The 17968-nt window shown below is 67.8% G+C and carries 20 protein-coding genes and 1 tRNA gene; 6 read left to right on the forward strand and 15 right to left on the reverse strand.

Annotation, left to right across the window (positions count from 1 at the left end):
- Positions 1 to 686, forward strand: a 686-nt coding sequence (locus MZTS_RS10825) for a CBS domain-containing protein (protein ID WP_192283840.1), incomplete at its 5' end; no start/stop codon positions are given.
- A gap of 14 nt (positions 687 to 700) precedes the next feature.
- Here MZTS_RS10825 and MZTS_RS10830 read toward each other — a convergent pair.
- Positions 701 to 877 carry a hypothetical protein gene (locus MZTS_RS10830; RefSeq protein ID WP_192283841.1) on the reverse strand — a complete coding sequence of 59 codons (177 nt, stop codon included), beginning with the start codon at positions 875 to 877 and terminating at the stop codon, positions 701 to 703.
- 280 nt (positions 878 to 1157) lie between these two features.
- On the opposite strand from MZTS_RS10830, the gene MZTS_RS10835 reads away from it, so the two are divergent.
- The gene (locus MZTS_RS10835; protein ID WP_192283842.1) at positions 1158 to 3308 is read left to right on the forward strand and encodes a molybdopterin-containing oxidoreductase family protein; all 2151 of its coding nucleotides are present in this window, start codon (positions 1158 to 1160) and stop codon (positions 3306 to 3308) included.
- A 320-nt stretch (positions 3309 to 3628) separates the two neighbouring features.
- On the opposite strand, the gene MZTS_RS10840 is transcribed toward MZTS_RS10835, so the two are convergent.
- A tRNA-Met gene (locus tag MZTS_RS10840) sits at positions 3629 to 3694 on the reverse strand.
- A gap of 135 nt (positions 3695 to 3829) precedes the next feature.
- Between MZTS_RS10840 and MZTS_RS10845 the strand changes: the two genes are divergently transcribed.
- Positions 3830 to 5383 carry an integrase family protein gene (locus MZTS_RS10845; RefSeq protein ID WP_210329231.1) on the forward strand — a complete coding sequence of 518 codons (1554 nt, stop codon included), beginning with the start codon at positions 3830 to 3832 and terminating at the stop codon, positions 5381 to 5383.
- 4 nt (positions 5384 to 5387) lie between these two features.
- Here the strand turns inward: MZTS_RS10845 and MZTS_RS10850 are convergent, their stop codons facing one another.
- Positions 5388 to 5648: a hypothetical protein gene (locus MZTS_RS10850; protein WP_192283843.1), complete on the reverse strand. Its 261-nt coding sequence runs from the start codon at positions 5646 to 5648 to the stop codon at positions 5388 to 5390.
- A gap of 240 nt (positions 5649 to 5888) precedes the next feature.
- Between MZTS_RS10850 and MZTS_RS10855 the strand changes: the two genes are divergently transcribed.
- Complete coding sequence (locus tag MZTS_RS10855; RefSeq protein WP_192283844.1) at positions 5889 to 6524, forward strand: hypothetical protein; 636 nt, start codon at positions 5889 to 5891, stop codon at positions 6522 to 6524.
- Positions 6525 to 6636: 112 nt separating this feature from the next.
- Here the strand turns inward: MZTS_RS10855 and MZTS_RS10860 are convergent, their stop codons facing one another.
- Genes MZTS_RS10860 through MZTS_RS10875 form a run of 4 tightly spaced genes read right to left on the reverse strand, consistent with a single transcriptional unit; the run spans position 6637 to position 7761 of the window.
- Positions 6637 to 6876, reverse strand: coding sequence for a hypothetical protein (locus MZTS_RS10860; protein WP_192283845.1), 240 nt, complete (start codon positions 6874 to 6876; stop codon positions 6637 to 6639).
- On the reverse strand, positions 6873 to 7184 hold the full coding sequence (locus tag MZTS_RS10865) for a hypothetical protein (RefSeq protein ID WP_192283846.1): 312 nt from the start codon (positions 7182 to 7184) through the stop codon (positions 6873 to 6875). Before MZTS_RS10865 ends, MZTS_RS10860 begins: the two co-directional genes overlap by 4 nt.
- A complete protein-coding gene (locus MZTS_RS10870) occupies positions 7177 to 7416 on the reverse strand; it encodes a hypothetical protein (RefSeq protein ID WP_192283847.1) in 240 nt (79 codons plus the stop codon). The genes MZTS_RS10865 and MZTS_RS10870 overlap by 8 nt, the downstream gene beginning before the upstream one ends.
- A 3-nt stretch (positions 7417 to 7419) precedes the next feature.
- A complete protein-coding gene (locus MZTS_RS10875; protein WP_009862530.1) occupies positions 7420 to 7761 on the reverse strand; it encodes a hypothetical protein in 342 nt (113 codons plus the stop codon).
- Between the two features lie 409 nt (positions 7762 to 8170).
- Between MZTS_RS10875 and MZTS_RS10880 the strand changes: the two genes are divergently transcribed.
- Complete coding sequence (locus MZTS_RS10880) at positions 8171 to 8689, forward strand: hypothetical protein (RefSeq protein WP_192283848.1); 519 nt, start codon at positions 8171 to 8173, stop codon at positions 8687 to 8689.
- Between the two features lie 103 nt (positions 8690 to 8792).
- Positions 8793 to 10397, forward strand: a complete 1605-nt coding sequence (locus MZTS_RS10885; protein WP_192283849.1) for an AAA family ATPase — start codon at positions 8793 to 8795, stop codon at positions 10395 to 10397.
- A 120-nt stretch (positions 10398 to 10517) separates the two neighbouring features.
- Here MZTS_RS10885 and MZTS_RS10890 read toward each other — a convergent pair whose 3' ends face one another.
- The 8 genes from MZTS_RS10890 to MZTS_RS10925 all read right to left on the reverse strand — a co-directional run.
- A complete protein-coding gene (locus MZTS_RS10890) occupies positions 10518 to 11081 on the reverse strand; it encodes a hypothetical protein (protein WP_192283850.1) in 564 nt (187 codons plus the stop codon).
- 181 nt (positions 11082 to 11262) lie between these two features.
- Positions 11263 to 11538 carry a hypothetical protein gene (locus MZTS_RS10895; RefSeq protein WP_192283851.1) on the reverse strand — a complete coding sequence of 92 codons (276 nt, stop codon included), beginning with the start codon at positions 11536 to 11538 and terminating at the stop codon, positions 11263 to 11265.
- 319 nt (positions 11539 to 11857) lie between these two features.
- Positions 11858 to 12568, reverse strand: a complete 711-nt coding sequence (locus MZTS_RS10900) for a hypothetical protein (protein ID WP_192283852.1) — start codon at positions 12566 to 12568, stop codon at positions 11858 to 11860.
- Complete coding sequence (locus tag MZTS_RS10905; RefSeq protein ID WP_210329232.1) at positions 12565 to 13653, reverse strand: ComEC/Rec2 family competence protein; 1089 nt, start codon at positions 13651 to 13653, stop codon at positions 12565 to 12567. The genes MZTS_RS10900 and MZTS_RS10905 overlap by 4 nt, the downstream gene beginning before the upstream one ends.
- Before the next feature lie 282 nt (positions 13654 to 13935).
- Positions 13936 to 14835 (reverse strand): hypothetical protein, encoded by a 900-nt coding sequence (locus MZTS_RS10910; RefSeq protein WP_192283854.1) that lies wholly within the window; start codon positions 14833 to 14835, stop codon positions 13936 to 13938.
- Between the two features lie 156 nt (positions 14836 to 14991).
- Positions 14992 to 16041, reverse strand: coding sequence for a nucleoside phosphorylase-I family protein (locus MZTS_RS10915; RefSeq protein WP_192283855.1), 1050 nt, complete (start codon positions 16039 to 16041; stop codon positions 14992 to 14994).
- A gap of 27 nt (positions 16042 to 16068) precedes the next feature.
- Positions 16069 to 16785 (reverse strand): hypothetical protein, encoded by a 717-nt coding sequence (locus MZTS_RS10920; RefSeq protein WP_192283856.1) that lies wholly within the window; start codon positions 16783 to 16785, stop codon positions 16069 to 16071.
- Between the two features lie 331 nt (positions 16786 to 17116).
- Positions 17117 to 17968: Cj0069 family protein (locus MZTS_RS10925; protein ID WP_192283857.1), on the reverse strand; the 852-nt coding region annotated here is incomplete at its 5' end.

The following is a 17968-nucleotide window of genomic DNA, read 5'->3' on the forward strand; positions in this document are numbered from 1 at the left end:
CGGGGCGGGCCATACGTTTTCCCGTCTGCCTGAACTCGATCATCTTGGTCGCGCTCGGCGTCGCCTTCCATAAGATCTCCCGGCGCAACTACCCGCACGTCACCGTCGCGGCGCCTGCCAACACGCACGGAACCGCCGACCTGCCCGCGGCCCTGCGGATCGGTGTCAGGCCCGAGGACGTCGATGCGGCTCTCGTCGCATTGCACGAGACGCTGGACATCGACCGGGGCGATATCGACCGCCTGTTTCGACAGGTCGAACTGCAGGCGCTCGAGCGCATGCACGGCGATCTCACCTGCGCCGAGGTCATGTCGCGCGACATCGTCACCATCGATCGCGACGCCAGCGCCGAGGAGGCACGACGGCTGCTCATCAGTCACAACATCCGGACATTGCCGGTGGTGGACGAGGCCGGCGGGCTGGCAGGAACGATCGGCCTGCGCGAGCTGACACTGCATGGCGATGCCGACCTTGCATCGGTGCTGTCCGAAGCCAGGACCGCCCGACCTGACGATCCTGTGGTCGCCTTGGCATCCGCTCTGACCGACGGTCGCACACATGCGGTCGTGATCATCGACGACGACCGAACCATCCTGGGGGTCATCACCCAGACCGACCTGCTGGCGACGTTGACCCGCCTGCTCTCGGTCAAGGGATTCGCTTCCTCTGAAGTGGCGCCGTCCTAGGCGGCGAGAACCGTTCAGAGTGCGCCCCACCCCGGATCGTACATAGGATCGAACACGGTCTGCTGGAACTTGGCCCGGTTTTTGCTGAAAAACTTGCTTTTCCGGCAATGCCATTTCCGCAGGGTCGAGCCGATGAACGATGGTCCGCTTCTCCTCCATCTGCTCCATGCCGCCTTGATGGCATCGAGCATGATGCTGACTTGGCAGTTCTATCGCCTTCGCAAGCCGTAAGCGGCGGGACGTGACGAGCATGAGCGGCAGCTCCGCGCCTCGTCCCGACCGCAACGCCTGTCTCCTCGCGCTGCAAGCCAGCGCATCGGCCACAACACGCGATCGGGATCCGGGATGAAGACCGTCCCGCCCTGCGACGCACCGGAAGTTGGAATTATTGGCAGTTTAATGCATCCTTGAGGCGGAACGAGCCGGTCAGCGAAAAAACAAAAAGGCCTCACGCTCGTTCGCGGAGGAAACATGAACGAAATCGTCAATCCCGAGGCTCTGCTCGAGGGCAAGACCGAGACCTTTTTCGGCGCCTGTCCGCACGATTGCCCCGATACCTGCTCGATGCTGTTCGAGGTTCAGGGAGGCGAGCTGAAGAGCGTGCGCGGCAACCCGGACCACCCGATGACCCGGGGCGGCCTCTGCGTGAAGCTGAAGGACTACGAGAAGCGCCACTACCACCCTGATCGGCTGCTTTACCCGATGCGCCGCGTCGGCCCGAAGGGCTCGAAGCAGTTCGAGCGCATGACCTGGGACGAGGCCCTCGACACCATCGTCGCGCGCTGGAAGGGCATCATCGACCAGTACGGCCCGCAGGCCATCGTCCCCTACAGCTATCTCGGCAATCAGGGCCTCGTGCACGGGCTGAACGGCGGCGACGCCTTCTTCAACCGCATGGGTGCCACGGTGACCGAGCGGACCTTCTGCGGAGAAGGCTCCTGCACCGCGTGGCTCCTCACCGTCGGACCGACGGCCGGGCTCGACCCCGAGAGCTACATCCACTCCAAGTACATCGTGATCTGGGCCTGCAACTCGGTCAGCACGAATCTGCACCACTGGGCCATCGTCAAGGACGCTCAGAAGAAGGGCGCCAAGGTCGTCGTCATCGACGCCTACGCTTCGCGCACCGCCAAGGGCGCCGATTGGCATATCTGCCCGAAGCCGGGCACCGATGGTGCGCTCGCCATGGCGCTCATCAACTCCATCATCGCGCAGGGCCTCGTCGATCAGGATTACGTCGACAATCACACGATCGGCTTCGAGGAGTTGAAGGAGCGGGCGAGGACCCGCACGCCGGAATGGGCGGAAGGCATCACCGGCGTGCCGGCGGCCGATATCCGCACGCTCGCCTTCGAGATGGCGACGGCGCAGCCGGTGGGCATCCGCATGGGGGTCGCGCTGGAGCGGCATTATGGCGGCGGCCAGACCATCCGGGCGGTGACCTGCATCCCCGCGCTGACCGGCGCGTGGCGCCATGTCGGCGGCGGCGTCACCCAGTTCCCGGTCTGGGAGCACCCCTACAAGTTCGACGTGATGTGCCGCCCGGACCTGATCCCGGAGGGCACCCGCGTCATCAGCAACCTTCAGATCGGCCGTGCCCTGACCGGCGAGATGAAGCTCGACCCGCCGATCATGTCGATGATGTGCTGGAATTCGAACCCGGTCACCCAAGCCCCCGAGACCGACAAGATTGTCGAAGGGCTGATGCGCGAGGACCTGTTCATGGTCTCGGCCGAGCACTTCATCTCCGACACCGCATCCTATGCCGACATCCTGCTGCCGGCGGCCATGGGCGCGGAGATGGAGGACATGATCCTGTCCTGGGGACACCTCTACCTGACCTACAACACCAAATGCGCGGAGGCGCCCGGAGAAGCCATCCCGAACAACGAGATCTTCCGGCGACTCGCCGCGCGGCTCGGCTTCGAGGAGGAGAACTTCAAGTGGAGCGACACAGAGTGCCTGGAGCACTATGTCGATTGGAACGCGCCGGCCTGCGAGGGCTATGACCTCGCCTACATGCGCGAGCACGGCTTCGCGCGCCTGAAGGTCGGCACGCCCGACGACCGCGCGCCGCACAAGGAGGGCAACTTCCCGACCGAGACGGGCAAGTGCATGCTCAAGGTCGAGGGCGCGACGAACTTCGTCGCGCCGCCGTTCCGGCAGATGTACGAGGGCTTCCAGCCCGGCGAGGCCCTCGACCCGCTGCCCGATTATGTCGGTGCACGAGAGTCGCACACCGCCGATCCGGAACTGGCCAAGCGCTTCCCGCTCAACATCGTCTCGCCGAAGAGCCACTACTTCCTGAACTCTTGCTACGCGAACATGGAAGACAAGCAGAAGGGCCAGGGCGAGCAGTTCGTGATGATCAGCCGGCACGACGCGCATGCCCGCAACATCCTCGACGGCGACCGTGTCCAGGTTGCCAACGGCCGCGGTGCCTTCAAAGGTGTGGCGCGCATCACCGACGATGTGACGCCGGGTGTGGTGGTCGCGACGCTGGGTTACTGGCGCCAGCTCAACGAGGGCACGGTCAACAGCATTTCCTCGGCCGCCTTCACCGATATGGGCCACGCCCCGTCCTTCTCCGACAACCTCGTCGACGTCTCCCGCGCGAACTGAGACGGCCTCCGCTTGATCGGAGCGGGTTCCGTATCGGTCAGCCCGCACGGCGTGTGAGCGAAGCCCCTATCCGCCATCCCGAAGGGATCAACCGGATTGGGTCTGAGACGGCAACGTTCGACGTTCAAGCGCCTCCGAGGGGGCGCTTGTTCGTTGTGCGGGTCAGGATTCGACGCAAAAGCGGATGGTCGACCCGAAGACCGTTGCGGCATCGACAATCCGCAAGCCGGTGAGCCCTGGGACGACTTGACCCGAAAGCAGAAAACCCCGGACCGATGTCCAGGGCTTCATCGATTTGGCCTCTTGAGGCTCAAAGAAATTGGTAGCGAGGGAGGGATTTGAACCCCCGACACAAGGATTATGATTCCTGTGATCTAACCTCTGCCGCCCCAGTTTCGGCCCGCCGGATGCCCCGGAAATAGCCGTTTCCCCTCTGGGACCTGTTAACGATGGGCCCCATTCGGCCTTGCCCCCTCGGAGCCGCCCCGTCCAGGGTCGCCGCCCCAGATCCGCCCCGGTTCATGGAGCGTTCCCGAGTGGGCATCAAGCTGACCCAAGAGAAGGTCGACAAGCTCGTCGGCGAGTGCGTGAAGGGCCTCAAGCCGCGCGACGTCATCGACGACGGCTGCGTCGGCCTCATCCTCCGCCTCAAGCCGCGCGGCGCGTCGTGGGGGATCAAGCTGGAGCGGGGCGGCCAGACGTTCCGCCTGAAGATCGGCACCCCGGGGATGCTGACCCTGCCCCAGGCGCGCCTCGTCGCCGCGAAGGCGGTGGCCCTGGTGGAGAACCGTGTCTCCGTCCCGGACATGGATTGGCTCCACCGCACGTTCGCCGAGCTCGGGCTCGTCGCGCCGCCACCGCCGCCGGGCAAGCCGGAGAAGAGCCCGGAGCTCGTCGCGGAGATCAAGGCCGACTGGAAGGACGCGCCGTTCTGGACGTGGGAGCAAGCCCGCGAGGCCTACCTCGCCGAGGTTCAGCGGACTCGCCGCCATGACACATGGGTCGACTACCGGACGGTACTCAACATGAAGGAGCTCGCGCCGCTGTCGGAATCCTGGCGGGTCTGCCGGATCACGCGCGAGCAACTCGCCGGCATCGTCGCCGACGTCCACGAGACCGGCCGGGAGCGCCAAGCCGAGCACCTCGCCTCCGTCCTCCGCCCGATGTGGAACTACATGGCCGAAGACCACGTCCGGCGCAGGTCCGGCGTCCAAACGACCATGGCGGGCCTGAAGGCGCCGCAACGCTCGAAGGGCGTGAAGCCGAGGGCCAACGGCAAGGTGCCCGGAACCTATGTCGCGACGCCGCGCGAGACCGGGTACGTGGTCGCCGTGTCCCGCGCAGGTGCGCTCGAACGGTCTCTCGGCGTCGCCATGCAGCTCCTCGTCGCGACCGGTCAGCGTCGGCGCCCGATCAGCAGCGCCCTCGTCGAGGACTTCGTCCCGTGGGAGGAGACGCCCGGCTGGGGAGTGTGGTCGATGGGTCCGCTCCACCGCAAGACGGCGGACAGGCGCGAGGACCGGCACCGGCATTGCATCCCGCTGCCGCCGGCTCTCTGGGAGCTCCTCCGGGGCCAGCTTGAACGCGCCCGCGCCGCGGGCAGCCCGTACCTCTTCCCGCAGATCCGCGCTCGCAAAGCCGGCGAAGCGGTGGACGGCCATCTCTCCCCGGCCGCCATCAATCACCGGCTTCTCGACCTCGGGCTGAGGGCCTCCCCGCACGACCTGCGCCGCGGCCTGACCAACACCTGCCAACGGCGGTTCCGATTCCAGCGCTCCGACGTGAAGCTCGTCGTCGACCACGCCGAGGGCATCCGCTCGGACGACGTCCTGGAGGGGCACTACACGGACGACGACCGCCTCGACCTCAAGGCCCCTGTCATGGAACGGTGGTGCGCGTGGGTCGACGAGCAGGCCGCCGCCGTCGCGCTGCCGGACCTCGCCGTTCTGCGGGCCGAGATCGCGGCCCGGCGGCGGGAGCGCGAGGCGGCCGGCAAGGCGAAGACGGCGGCCCTCAAGGCGGCCGAGGAAAATGCCAAGGCGGAGGTTCAGGCGGAGGCCTCCCGGGCGGCGTGACGGTTCAGGCCCGCGCCAGGACCTCCGCCTCCACCCGCCGGAACCGCGCCAGCGCCCGGGCCGCGACGTCCTCGTCGACCGGCGGGCACGGCGGCTCCGGGTAGACGGCGGCCCGCAGATCCATGGCGGCGAGCTCGCAGGCGAAGTCCACGAGGTCGTCGCGGTGGGCGGGGTACCGGGCGCACAGGTCCACGAGGCAGGCCCGGAGGTCCTCGGCGCAGGCGAGGTCGTAGTGCAGGTCGTCGAGCAGGGTGGCTTCGGTCATGGCAGGTCTCCTTTCCCCTGCAATCGAAGCGAAGCCCGGAGACCGGAAACGGCAATCGTCATGGCGGACAGGATGTCGCAGCATCCTGTGTGCGTTTCGCGCACAGTCCTCGCCTTACCAGAAGGTTAATCCACACCCCCCCGAATCCGACGAACCTCTTTGCCAATCTCGAATTCGGCGGCGGCAGGGTGGCCTCCATCGGCTCGGGGCGGTCCCCGGGCGACAACGCTGGAGGACATCATGAGCGACCTGAACCTCGTAGGTAACTACGTCTACGAGCGCATGGCGCCAGAGGCCCTGGAGGCCTACAGGGCGAGCCTCGTGCAGGCGGCCACGTGGGAGTGCGAAGACGTCCTGCACAACAGTCTCGGCAACGTGGGCGGGGGAATCTGCAAGGAGGCCCTAGATGAAAACGGGCAACTCAGCCACGCAGACCTGAGGGTCTACCTCGACAGCATGCATCTCGCCAGAACGACTGCCGGCTACTCTGACCGCGAGTATTGGAGGGGCGTGCTCGATTACGCCTTCAACAGGTATCGCTGCGGCGGAAGTCCAGCTTTCGCCGAGCGAGCGAGGAGACTGTACGTGCAGGCCTCCGGCATGAGCGACCAAGTCGCACACTCAAATGAGGTGCATACCCTTTCCGCTCAACTTGCGATTATTTGGATGAGCATGCCCTTTCGCAGAGATTTCAACGTCCCGCTGACGTTGACCTCGATCCGGCTCTTCGAGCGGGCGGGCATCGAGCCGCACGTCGCCATCGTCCCAGCTAAGCGAGGCGGGGGGGCCACGCTCTTCGCGTCGCCCGCGTTCAAGCAGGCGCTGGCGGACTGGGGTGGGCTCGCTAGGAGAGGGTACGTGCCCCGCTTCGCGTAGAGGCGTTCGAGGTCGTCGTACGCCCGGACGCCCCGGTGCCAGCGCAGGGCCTCCCGCATCGGGGCGGGGAACCTCGGGCAGGCGACGCGGACCGGGCGGGGCGGCTGCCGGGTCACCCCTCGCATGGGGGCTCCTCTCGCGCCGGCGTCGAGAACAACACCCGTGGGCGGAACAGGGTGACCCGTAGGCCGGCGGCGGTGATGTCGGCGCCGGCCACTGTGAACGGCGCGGGAGACCGCCACGTGCTCACCTCGTCGAAGATGATGGGGTTCTGGCCCCGCTCCGCTCGAATCCGCGCCGCCCGCGCCTCGTCCTGGGCGGTCCAGCCGAAGGGGGGGAGCTCGCGGGTCATGCCGTCCTCTTGAGCCAAGCCCGGGCGCGCCCCTGCCACCGCCGGCGGGCCCGGATGGAGAGCTGCTTGCCTAGGAGGGGGCGCATCGTCTCGGCCATGGCGGCCACCCGGCGAGACATGATCACCTGGGTGATGGTTAGCCCGGGCAGCGCGCCGAACTCCGCGACCCATTCCTCGATGGTGAGGCCCGCCGACCCGCCCAGCGCCGCAGCCCACGCTTCGCGCATGCGGTCCTCCTCGGGGTGGGCGGCAATCCGCCGGTGAGCCCGGTCGAGGCTGAGGAAGTCCTCGTAGGTCATGTCAGCCATGGAACGACCCCACGGCCGGGAGGTCGGCGTCCCGCGTGCGAGAGGTCTGCTTCGGCCGCGTCGTCCACCGAACGGCGAAGCCGCCGCGGTCGTCGGTGGGGAAGCACAGCCCGACATGCGGGGCGGGCACCGCCAGCCGGCCGCAGCCCTGGATCTCGGGGGGCATGCCCTGGTGCGGCGGGAGCGGGCGCCCGCAGTCCGGGCAGGCGAAGGCGACGTTGGTTTCGGCCATGGCTCAGGCCGCCCGTTGGTTGTGGCCGTTGACGAAGGCCTCCACCGCGTCGTCGACGAGGAAGCGGAACAAGAGCAGGGCGCGCTCCTCGGGCGACAGATCCTCGCCGCCGATGCGCTCCCCCTCGGTGCGCCGGTAGGAGGGGCCGACCGGAGGGACGAGGTAGGCCGCGTGAAAGCCGTCGTCTCGCACGGACCGCAGGATGCCGTACTCGGCAGCGAAGGTGAGGGTGAACTCCCGGCCGGTCCGGGCCTCCATCGAGACGGCGGCGGCGTCGATGATCTCGCGGATCATCTCGGGCGGCGGGTAGCCCGGGACGGTGGTGGTGACCTCGGACGGCTGCATGCTCTACCCCCTCCCGGAATCCGAAGGGGCCCCGCCACCCTGGTCGGTGACGAGACCCCTTCATGCCGCCTGCCGGTGCTCCGGCTCACTGAGCTACGTCCTCGTGTGGTGGCGAGGGGGCAGGAATCGAACCTGCTACCTCCGGCCGGCGACACGCGGGCTAGGCCCATCTCGGATTCTATGTGGATCGACCGATTCGTCTACGCGAGTGCCCTTGACCGGAAGGGCGGCGTACCCAATGCTTTCTGGGACCGCTGAATAAGCGGGTCCTCCCGCGAAGGAGGGCAGACCTATCCTGAACAGGAACCGGTCCAGCACGAAACGTTCCTCCCGCCTGAGGGAGGGCAGACAAGGCCCCGCCGGTGAGCGGGGCCTTCTTCGTTTCGGGCGGCGTGCTATGCCGGGTGGCATGCGTGTCGTCCTCACCCCCGTCCCCGACCACCCTGACGCCGTCGGCGAGGCCAATGGCCAGCCCCTGACGTTCGAGGGGCGCGTTCCGCACGTGGGCGGCCGTCCCGTCGAGCACGCCGACATTGCGGATGATCTCGCGGATGCCGTCGAGGCCGCGGCGACGGCCCTCTGGGGCAGCGACTATACGAACAGCCTGTCGCGTGTCTCCGACCTCAACCGGCGGACCGTCACGCGGGACCGCTACGCCCGCAACGGCTTGCCCACGTGGCTGCTCCGCCTGCTCGGGCGCGCCGCCGCTGCGCCAGCCCCGCGGGCCATGGGCTACCTGCTGCTGGCGGCGACCGAGCTCGTCGACCGGGGGCCCTATTCCCAGGGCGGCGCCGTGACGCGCACGCATCCGCGCGACCGCGACGCTCTTGGCGTCCTCGCCCGGGCGGGATTCGACGAGGCCGTCGCCCTGGTGCACGGCGCCCGGGACGCGCGCGAGCGGCCGATGCCTAAAAATGACGCGACCTGAATCGGGTCCCGTTAGGATTTCGTTGACGTGTCCTTAAGGGCCCAACTGTAGGGTCTGCTGACGTGCCCGAGGCGAACGCCTGTGGCCGGAGGATGGACACCCCATGCGACGCAGAACCGCCCACTTCGGGCGCGCCACGGACGTGCGCGCGCTCCTGCTCGGCGAGGCCCCCTACGGCGGCTCTCCCCAGCGCGACGTCTACGCTGCCCTGGCCGGCCGATATCCAGAGCTCCTGACGGGCGAGAGAGACCAGCTCCTCCTCGCATGCGGCGGCAGCCGAGAGTGGGCCGCCGTCGTCACGTCGGTCTGGCACGCGGTCTCGGACCGCCTCGGGCGTCAGAACCGATACGCTGACGACTGGCTGGCCATCCGCCTGCACACTGCATGGCAGGAGATGGCCCGCCTGCTCGATCAGCGCCGGACAATCGAGCAGGAGCTCGAACTCTACGACGGCGAGGACGACGACCTCGGTGCGCTCCGCGACCGCGTCTGCTTCCACTCCTCCGCCTTCGGCAACGAGGAGGCCATCGCCGCCCTGCAGCGGGTCGTCTGGTACCATGCCAAGACGTATGGGCCCGGCGAGGAGCGCCTGCTCCACGCCGGCGTCGGCGCCTCCATGTCCGAGGGCCAGACGTGGCGCGTCGGCACGTGCCTCCCGGGCGGCCCCCCGTACGATGTCGTGGGAACCTGGGCCGAGATCGGGGCCGACGCCCTCCGGGGTCTCACGCCCAAGCCGAAGGCGGCCACGACGCTCCCGTCGCACGTCCAGGCCATCGTCGAGGCGCGGAAGACGGTCGTCGAGGACGGCCCGTCCCTCATGGTGCTCGCGTCTACAGAGCACCTGCCCGGGACGGCCAAGAACGGCGACAAGCCGGGCTCGTCGAGCTCGTCGACGCCCCGGGCCGAGTGGGCCCCGTTCGCGGGCCGGAGATGGCCGCTCGCCCGAGTGAGAGACCTCGCCGCGGCGCGGGCCGAGCTCGTCGCCGAGTTCCCCTATGCCGAGGGCATCATCGACGCGGTCCTGCGGGACCTCGCAGGGCGGCCCCACGTCTACGTGCGGCCCGTCCTCCTCGTCGGTCCGCCCGGCTCCGGGAAGACCCGGCTCGCCCGCCGGATCGCAGAGGTGCTGGGGCTGGGGGTCCAGGTCTATTCGGCGTCCGGGTCGTCGGACGCATCGTTCCTCTCGACCAGCCGCCAGTGGGCTACGGGGCGCGCTTCAATTCCGCTGCAACTCCTGAAGCGGCTGCAGTCGGCAAGCGGTCTGATCATCCTCGACGAGATCGATAAAGTTGGAACCGGCACAACTAATGGCAGCCTGTTGGACGGCATTCTTCCGCTCCTAACAGACGATGCCCGCCGCTTCTTCGACAGCTACGTCGAGAGTCCGGTCGACCTGTCCGGCGTGTCCTATATCGCGACGGCCAACGACGTCGCCGGCCTCAAGCGGTCGCACCCCGCCTTGTGCGACCGCTTCAGGATTCTGGCGATTCCCGGCCCCCGGCGCGAGGATCTCCCGGTCCTGCTGCGCGGCGTCATGCAGGAGATCCGCAGCGAGCGCGGCCTGGACGAGCATTGGCTCCCTGACCTCGACGGCGAGGAGGCCGAGATCGTCGAGGTGCACTTCCAGGAGGGGGGCAGCGTCCGGCTCGTCCGGCGGCTCGTCGAAACGGTGCTCGCCTCGCGCGAGCACCTGGCGGTCCGGAACTAAGGGGGTGAACATGCTGCAGTCTCCCACTCCCCAGACGATGCTCCGCACGAATCTCACGCTGCTCCGTCGAGCCCTCGGCCGTGGCGCCGGCGACGCCCGCCTCCTGACGGAGGGCGTTCTCTACGTCACCGACCTAGAGGCGCGAGTGGCCACCGGCGAACTGGACGCGGATGCCGCCCTCGCCGATGCGAGCCGCGTCGCCCGCGCCCTGACGCAGACGGGGTCGATGCGGATGTCCGCCGCGGTCATGAGGGAAGCTGGCAGGAATTGGTCGGGAGCGTGCGAGACCCCGAGGACGTTCTGGCCGGCGGAGAGGATCTGGGCGGCCTCCTCGGAGCCGACCCCTGGCTTGTCGCCCGTCTTGCTCGCGCCGCTGCGCCGATATGTGACGCCCCAACATCCTGCCCGGGAAAATGCCTGGCCGACGGCGTCGACGTAATCGGGACCGGGCACGCCGACCACCATGGCGGTGCCGGTGTGCGTGGCGATCCGTTCGAGGTGGCACGCCGGCACAGTGTCCTGGATGAGGTCCATCGCCAGGATGAGGCGCACCGGCATCGTGGCGAGCGTCTCCCGGGGTGCCGCGCCGTTGTCGAGGAAATCGTCGAGCGAGCCCGCCTCCGCCTCCGTGGAGGCGGCGAGGGACTTCAGGGTCTGGGCGGGTGTCCTGTCGATGTTCTTCACGGCAGCCTCCGTCGCGAGGCGGCCGCGCGTGCTTGCGCCGGCTCAGGCCTCGGGGATGCGGGATGGGGATTGCGAGGGGACGCGCGAGGCCGGTTTCGGGCGCGCGTGGGCCGTGCCGCGCGAGGTCGGCAGGCAGCGTTCCGATATGAGGCGCAGGGCGTAGAACATGGCGGCTCCGGCGTCAGTGCTTACTGTCGACGTCGAGGGGCTCGGGCTGGCGTCGGGCCGCGGTCGCCGTGACGCGCACGTCGGACGGCCTCGTCCCGATGCGCTCTTCAAGGTCGCGGGCGCGCCGCTCGGCCTCGTCCAAGGCGGATGCGCCCAGAGTGACGAGCAATGCCCTCAGACTGCGCTCGTAGGCGGCTTCGCCCAGCTCGGTGCGCAGAACGCAGATGCGCCTGAACAGGATGCCGAGCAGGCTGTCGGGATCGGACGCGTAGGCGGGTTCTGGGATCATGGCTGCCTCAGGTCCGAGGCAGCCGGGCTCGTTCGAGCCGACGGTCAGGCCTCGGTAATGGGGGTCAGGGAACGCGTGAAGTCGCGGGGTCCTGAGCGCCGTATGAAGCGACGGGCGAAGATCATGACCGCTTTCCTGAGGGGTGGATACTGGGCCGCATCGGGCGGGAATGCCCACAAGGCCTGCGAGAACTCATGGTGAACATAGCCATACCGGGCCTGCGATCAACCAGCACGGTGAAATCCCTGGGCCCTTTGCGACGAGTTTGCGGTGGATCCTGGGGAAATCCTCACACCCGCCCCGCCCTGAGACGTGCGGGTCAAGCATTCGCCTTGGATGACGAGGTCTTGGCCCCCCGCCTGCCCTGGGTTGGGGGTTTCTTGACCGGCGCGGCTCCTCGCCTCGCGAGGACGGTGCAGACCAGACGGTTTCCGTATGTCGCCGCCACGTGGCGGGCTACGAGAAACTGGAGAGCGAGGCAGGCCAGGTAGAGGGCGAACACCGATGGCGGCCGCACCGTGAAGGCGGCCGCGGCGCCGAACGTGACCATGAACAGGGCTGCGAAGCCGGCGTAATCCCGCGTAAACAGGAACTCGCGGTGCGCCCAGAGGATGACGGGGACACTCTCGGTCTCCTTGAAGAAGCGGTACCAGACGCGGTTCTCCGCCTCGGGGGTAGCCGGCCAATCCCTTCCGAGAAGCTTCCTGAGGGCCTCGACGTCGATGCGCGGGTCGGTGACCCCAAACTTGCTAAAGGCCCTGTGGCCCGGAAGGGCATGCCGCCAGCGCAGGAAGACGAGCCTGGCCTTGGTCTCGGCGCTGAGGAAGCCGTTTGCCAGGGTGGTGGCGATGAGGGCGAGCGCCATCGGCACAAAGCTGGTAGCGCCCGCGAGCATCCCCTTGATCCCCGACGTTGACACGGCCTCGTACTGGGAGAAGCCGTAGAGGGCGACGAGGTTGACGGCGATGGTGGTCCAGAGGGCCACGCGGTTCTGGTCCTTCAGGGACTTGGGAGGCGCCTCCTTCGTCACGTGTATTCCTCGACCGTCGTGAAGAAGGGTAGCTCCTCCGAGGGTCCGTAACCGGCCCGTCCCGGGAAGCCGGCGTTGTGGCACCTGTCCACACCCTGGGTGGCGATGATCTTGCCGCCCCGTCGCTTGAACGCGTTGAGGACGATCCTGCGGGGATGGTCGGCGTCGTCGGCAGGGGCCGAGACGTAGGCGCTGAAACGAGGCGCCGAGCCTTGGGGCCGCTTCGGGCCGAGCAGCCTGTCGAGGATGGTCGGGCCGACGTTGCGCCGGCTTCCGTGGTGCGGGATCTGGACGAAGCTGAAGCTTTGGAGCGGAAGGCCGAGCGCGTCGGCGGCGTTGGCGGCCCAGGTCAGCCCCCTGATGCCGGCGTCGCCGGTGAGCAGCACCGGACCCTTCTCGAACGAGCCGTAGAGGACGACGCTGGACTCGTTGCTCGCGCTCGTGAGCCCCCCGTCCCGGAGCCGCTCAAGGTCCCAGCGTTCCTCCGTCCAGCTCTGGACCTTGGCACGGGCGGCCTCCAGCATCCGGTCGAGCACGGTCCGCTTCCCGATCCACATACCCGCCTGCTCGATGGCGGCTTGGTCGGCCGCCGGGGTCCTGTCGAACTGGGGCAGGAGGTAGCGGTAGGCCTCGAAGCTCGGCGACAGGACGGTAAACGGGCCGATCCGCTCCCCGGCGAAGGGGTAATGGAGCTTGCAGCCGGCCGCCGCCGCGAGGTCGAGGATCTCGGCGACGATGCCGTACTCGGCCATGAGCTTATTCTGGAGGCCCTCCTGCGAGAAGCGCTTGTCGAGGAAGAGATGCCGGGATTGCTCCGCAAGGAGCCACGGCACGTGAAGCCATAGGTTCCGCACCGGGATTTCGCGGAGCACGGTCCTCAGCCCGGAAGCATGGTCCCCGTCCGAATGGGTGAGGACCACGTGTTCGAGGACCACCCGCGAGGTGAAGTTCCGCCGGAGATGGCTGACGATCCGGTCGCCGGTGCTGGCATGCCCTCCATCGACGAGCATCAGGCCGAAGGCATCCGGCTCTCCGTAACGCACGATGATGGCATCGCCCGCCTTGGCGGCCTCGCCCACCGCCATGAACTCGATCTCGCACTTCAATGGCTCGACCCCCGGGTCAGGACACTTGGTCCGGGTTCAGGGGCGCGGACATTGAGTTCGTCGCAGATTGGCGACTGCAAGCCGCTCCCCCGCTGCCTCAATGCCGTCGTTCATCTTTCGTTCCAAGGTTAACGAGTTCGGCGCGACGGGCTCGAATGTGTTGTCGGGAACTCGGAGCGGCAGCACGGGGCCGTATAAGGATGTCCCGGAAAGCCGTCTGTCCTTCGTGCCGTCGAGCGGCCGATCCCCGTAGTCCTGACCTCACATCCGTCCGACGAGGCTCTTGATCCAGATCATGCAGAACTCGATGGCCCAGGTCGCCTGATGTTTGCCAAGCCGCGGCTGCTCCGCGTCGCCGGCGCCGTGCGCGGTCGGGTTTCGGACCTTGCCGAAGAAGTGCTTGAGGGCGTCGGCCTCCCAGACCTCGACGAACCGCCCGTTCTTCTGGCTGACGAGGTTGTCGATGTAGCTGGCCGCTCCCTTCTCGTGGCCGGTGCTCCAGCTGTTGAGGTTGCTGATCACCTTGATGGCGCTTTCCAGGGCGCGCGCCGCGTAGAAAGCCGGGTCCGGCCCGCCGGAGTCCCTGAGCGCGAGGGCCTGCTCCATGTCGGCTCGCACGTTCACCCAGGGGCGGTCCTCGATCAGCTCCCAGAAGGGCTTGTGCACCTCGTTCTCGATGAGCGCGGCATCGACGGGACGGAAGGTGAGTTCGCGATAGGCGATCCGAAGCGACGAGGCCTTCAGGAACCTGTCGATGCGCTCCTCGACGACCTGCCAGACGTGCTGGAGGCGCCGGCTGCACAGCATGAGGAGGTATTCCAGGAACGAGAGGCGTTCCTCCGCCGGCTGGCGTCCGTCCACTAGATAGTTGAGGCAGTCGTCGATGTAGCAGGTCTTGTAGGACAGCATGGCCTCCCGCATCCGAAACAGGCCCCGTTTTCCCAACTCCATCGCGGCGGCCCGATGCGCCTCAGAGATGGCCTCGTTGACGGCGTCGAACCGGACGGCCTCGTAACCCGAGACAAGGCGGCCCAGGACCTCGGCCCCGACGAAGTTCGCGACGCTGTTGAAGAAGCGGTCGAGGTTCTCCCTTGGCGTCGCGACGAAGACCTTGGCGGCGACGTAGCGGTTCGCGAAGGCCTGCGGGGGCGATCCGTTCATGGTGTCTGCGTGCCCGATTCGAGGGGAAGGCGTCTGGCGGGCGCTGGCGATGCCTTCAGGCGACAAGGTCCATCGGACAGGGAGGTCAGGCCGAGGGGCTTGTCGTTTCCTACCTCGCCGGCATGCGGCCCAACCGCGACGACGGTTCAGGAGGCGTTACGGACGCCGCCCGGATAGCTCCGAGTTATCAATGGCCCGCAGGAGGTCGAAAGTGACCACCGCGGCATTCCGGGCTGCGATGGCCCGGATCTCCTGCTTCGACGCCTTGTCCAACGTCGCCTTTCCGGCGGCGAGGTCGCTGACGCCCCGAATAGCGAAGGCACGCATCGCCGGCGCCACCGACGCCAGGGCCTCGACGAGCTTGAAGAAGCCGTAGCTCTCCATGTCGACGATGGGCACGTCACCTTTCGTCCAGGGGTTGCGGTCCCTGTCCTCCTGGGAGGTGCCGTTTGCGTACCAGCCGATGTCCTCCCGAGCGTTCCGCTCCTGCAGGAAGTCGATGAACTCCTGGGAGTCGATGACCATCTCCGACACGAGGGGCACACAGTTCCGGATCTTGGGATCGGGGTTGAGGCAGCGGGCCTGCTCGGCCGGGTTTAGTCCGGCGAGATGGTGCGCCGTGACGCCTTCCAGGACGAGGGGGTCGCGCGAGGTGAGCCCATTCACGTAAATGGCCGCCCACATGGCGCCCCCCGGGCTGCGCACGACGTCGCGTCGGTAACGCAAAGCGTTCGCATCGCCCATGACCCGCTTGCGCTCGTCGAGGAGTGTCTTGCCAGTGGCCCCGAGCCCGCCGACCGGCACCGACCCAGGCGGGACGAACGCCTCTCGCACGAGGTCAATGGCCTTGATCTTGTCGGCATAGATCGTCTTGGCCATGTCGATGACGAAGACGTCGCCCAGGCGGGCCTTCTCCGGGTCCAGGGAGCCGGCCAGCCCTGCCATCAGGACCACCTCCGGCATGACGGACTGGCAAGCCGCGGCGACGAACGCGGCGGTGCGTACGTTGCCCATGTCCCCAAGGACCTTGAACGTGACCGTTGCCCGCTGGCGGTTCGGCCTCAGATACCAGTACGTGTGATCGGGCTCGCGGGGATCGAAGATGCCGCGGGTATGCTGGTATCCCTTCTGCTGGGCGATGGCGTCGATATGGCCCATCTCCTCGCGCAGCGGCACGAAGACGAGTGTCTGCGCGGGGGCACTCATTGGCAGGCGTTTCGTCCGCTCAGGAGATCAGGCTCGACCGTCTACCGCAACGTCGTCGACGTTGAAACGGGCCGAGATGGCGTTCCAGGCCGCGCCCTGCAGGAAGGACGACACCAAGCCTTCTCCCGCGCCCTCGGAACGGTCCCCGCCGGTCATGGGACGGACGCCCGCAAGCTCGGGATACAGAACATCGAACTGCACCAGGACGCCGTCCCCGGCCGGCTCCGGCAGCGACCGGGGACGGTACTGCCGCACCTGGAAACCGAGTGTCAGGTGGCGCTCCGGGAATGGGCCGGGCGCGTCGACGATTCCATGCCGCTTCCAGGGAAGGCCGAGAACCAGGAGATGCGGATGCATACGGAACGGGATCAGCCCTTCCAGCGCATGCCGGAAGTTGATCAGCCTCGCCACGGCCCGCTCGTCGAGCATCGCGTACCGGCTCTCGCCCACCGCCAGGTCTATGGAGAGGTGGAACTGCACCGTCTCCCGATGCGGCAACGCCTTCTCCTCGACGGCGGGGCCGACGACGGGGAACGGATGTCCGTGCCCGGCGAGGTGCAGCACATAGAGCGAGAGGTACGTCTCGTCGTAGTCCGCCCACGAGCGTGTCACGAGATGTTCCGCGGCCATGCGGACGGCCTGCTCGACCACTTCCGCCCGCTCGGCCTGAAAAGCTTCGGAGACCCGGACCGCATCCTCGTAGCCGCGCGAGGAGAGGAAGAGCGGAGGCAGTACCTCAGACATCCCTCATCCCCATCCTAACCGGCGCCGGAGCCACCGGTGCCAAAGCCGTCGCGACCCCAGGCAAACGTCGGACCATCGGAATCACCGCACCAGTCTCCGGGAGATTGGTTAGCCTTCCGTAGCGCGCCCGCAGGCGTTTGGATATCGGTGAACGCACGCGAGGCCGTTTTCCCGATGGCGCGGACGAGGTAAACGCGCGATCCGCCACCTGCACGTCCCGTCCACCCGGGACATAGGGTCCGGGAAAGGCGAATGACATCCCGGGCTCGCTCATGGCCTGGAGTGTGCGCCGCCTGGCATCGGGCCTCAAGAGCCGGAAGGACGCGGCGGATTACTCGCCCTTGCGCAAGGGAGTTCGGGGACGGACCCCGGTCAGCCTTCTCAGCGTCGTCGCGACCAGGGCGTCGTGCGCCTCGTCGGGAATGGGATACACCGAGCTCGCGTTGATCTCGCAGAGCACGTAGGTGTCCCCGCCGGCGGCATCCTTCGGTCCCAAGAGGAAGTCGGCGTCCCAGACGACCGGGAGGTCGTCCGGCCTCAACCCCAGCCGTTCCGCCATCTCGGGCACCCACCCAGCCTCCATCAGGCCACGCAAGCGCTGGAAGCGCGTGTCATCCGGCGCCGAGTAGAGACGCCGCGGCGCCGGTCCCGCCTCGGGAGGGGCGAGAGCCGTTACAAGCTGGCGGCCGAACCCAACCACCCGGTCTCCCGAGACGTAGCAGCGGACCATGCCCTCCAGGTGCCGGGGCTGGAACGGCTGGTCGACGAGGGAGCCGCCCGCCGCAAAGTCGGCGACGCGCTCTGCCATGAACGCGTCGAGCGGCACGGTGCGCAGGCTCCGGTCACGCGCCTCCTGAACCTGGACGTCGGGACCCGCAGCGCGCTCGACCTTCCAGACGCCGATGCCGCCATTGCCGCGGCTGCGCTTCAGCACCCGCGTTCCCTCCGCCACACGCCTGGGGAACTCCGCGCCGAAGGCGACATGGCTCGCGTAGAGGTGCGTGTCCGAGCCCCAGTCCATCTCCCGCGTCCGGACTAGAACCTCCTTGGTCCCCATCCGGTCGATTACGTCCGGGCGGGCGCTCACGAGGACTCCGGTGGCGGCCACTTCCCGCAGCACCGCGTCCAGGGCGCCGCGGCCCGCACCGGTGTCCTCCGCCACCGGGTTCACCCAGACCAACAC

Source organism: Methylorubrum zatmanii, from assembly GCF_014845115.1.
GTDB classification, from domain to species: domain Bacteria; phylum Pseudomonadota; class Alphaproteobacteria; order Rhizobiales; family Beijerinckiaceae; genus Methylobacterium; species Methylobacterium zatmanii.

Excerpts from the sequence above, each read along its gene's own strand:
- MZTS_RS10830 (WP_192283841.1), bottom strand. The coding sequence starts at position 877 with ATGCTCGATGCCATCAAGGCGGCATGGAGCAGATGGAGGAGAAGCGGA.
- MZTS_RS10835 (WP_192283842.1), top strand. The coding sequence starts at position 1,158 with ATGAACGAAATCGTCAATCCCGAGGCTCTGCTCGAGGGCAAGACCGAG.
- MZTS_RS10845 (WP_210329231.1), top strand. The coding sequence starts at position 3,830 with ATGGAGCGTTCCCGAGTGGGCATCAAGCTGACCCAAGAGAAGGTCGAC.
- MZTS_RS10850 (WP_192283843.1), bottom strand. The coding sequence starts at position 5,648 with ATGACCGAAGCCACCCTGCTCGACGACCTGCACTACGACCTCGCCTGC.
- MZTS_RS10855 (WP_192283844.1), top strand. The coding sequence starts at position 5,889 with ATGAGCGACCTGAACCTCGTAGGTAACTACGTCTACGAGCGCATGGCG.
- MZTS_RS10860 (WP_192283845.1), bottom strand. The coding sequence starts at position 6,876 with ATGACCCGCGAGCTCCCCCCCTTCGGCTGGACCGCCCAGGACGAGGCG.
- MZTS_RS10865 (WP_192283846.1), bottom strand. The coding sequence starts at position 7,184 with ATGGCTGACATGACCTACGAGGACTTCCTCAGCCTCGACCGGGCTCAC.
- MZTS_RS10870 (WP_192283847.1), bottom strand. The coding sequence starts at position 7,416 with ATGGCCGAAACCAACGTCGCCTTCGCCTGCCCGGACTGCGGGCGCCCG.
- MZTS_RS10875 (WP_009862530.1), bottom strand. The coding sequence starts at position 7,761 with ATGCAGCCGTCCGAGGTCACCACCACCGTCCCGGGCTACCCGCCGCCC.
- MZTS_RS10880 (WP_192283848.1), top strand. The coding sequence starts at position 8,171 with ATGCGTGTCGTCCTCACCCCCGTCCCCGACCACCCTGACGCCGTCGGC.
- MZTS_RS10885 (WP_192283849.1), top strand. The coding sequence starts at position 8,793 with ATGCGACGCAGAACCGCCCACTTCGGGCGCGCCACGGACGTGCGCGCG.
- MZTS_RS10895 (WP_192283851.1), bottom strand. The coding sequence starts at position 11,538 with ATGATCCCAGAACCCGCCTACGCGTCCGATCCCGACAGCCTGCTCGGC.
- MZTS_RS10905 (WP_210329232.1), bottom strand. The coding sequence starts at position 13,653 with ATGGCGGTGGGCGAGGCCGCCAAGGCGGGCGATGCCATCATCGTGCGT.
- MZTS_RS10910 (WP_192283854.1), bottom strand. The coding sequence starts at position 14,835 with ATGAACGGATCGCCCCCGCAGGCCTTCGCGAACCGCTACGTCGCCGCC.
- MZTS_RS10915 (WP_192283855.1), bottom strand. The coding sequence starts at position 16,041 with ATGAGTGCCCCCGCGCAGACACTCGTCTTCGTGCCGCTGCGCGAGGAG.
- MZTS_RS10920 (WP_192283856.1), bottom strand. The coding sequence starts at position 16,785 with ATGTCTGAGGTACTGCCTCCGCTCTTCCTCTCCTCGCGCGGCTACGAG.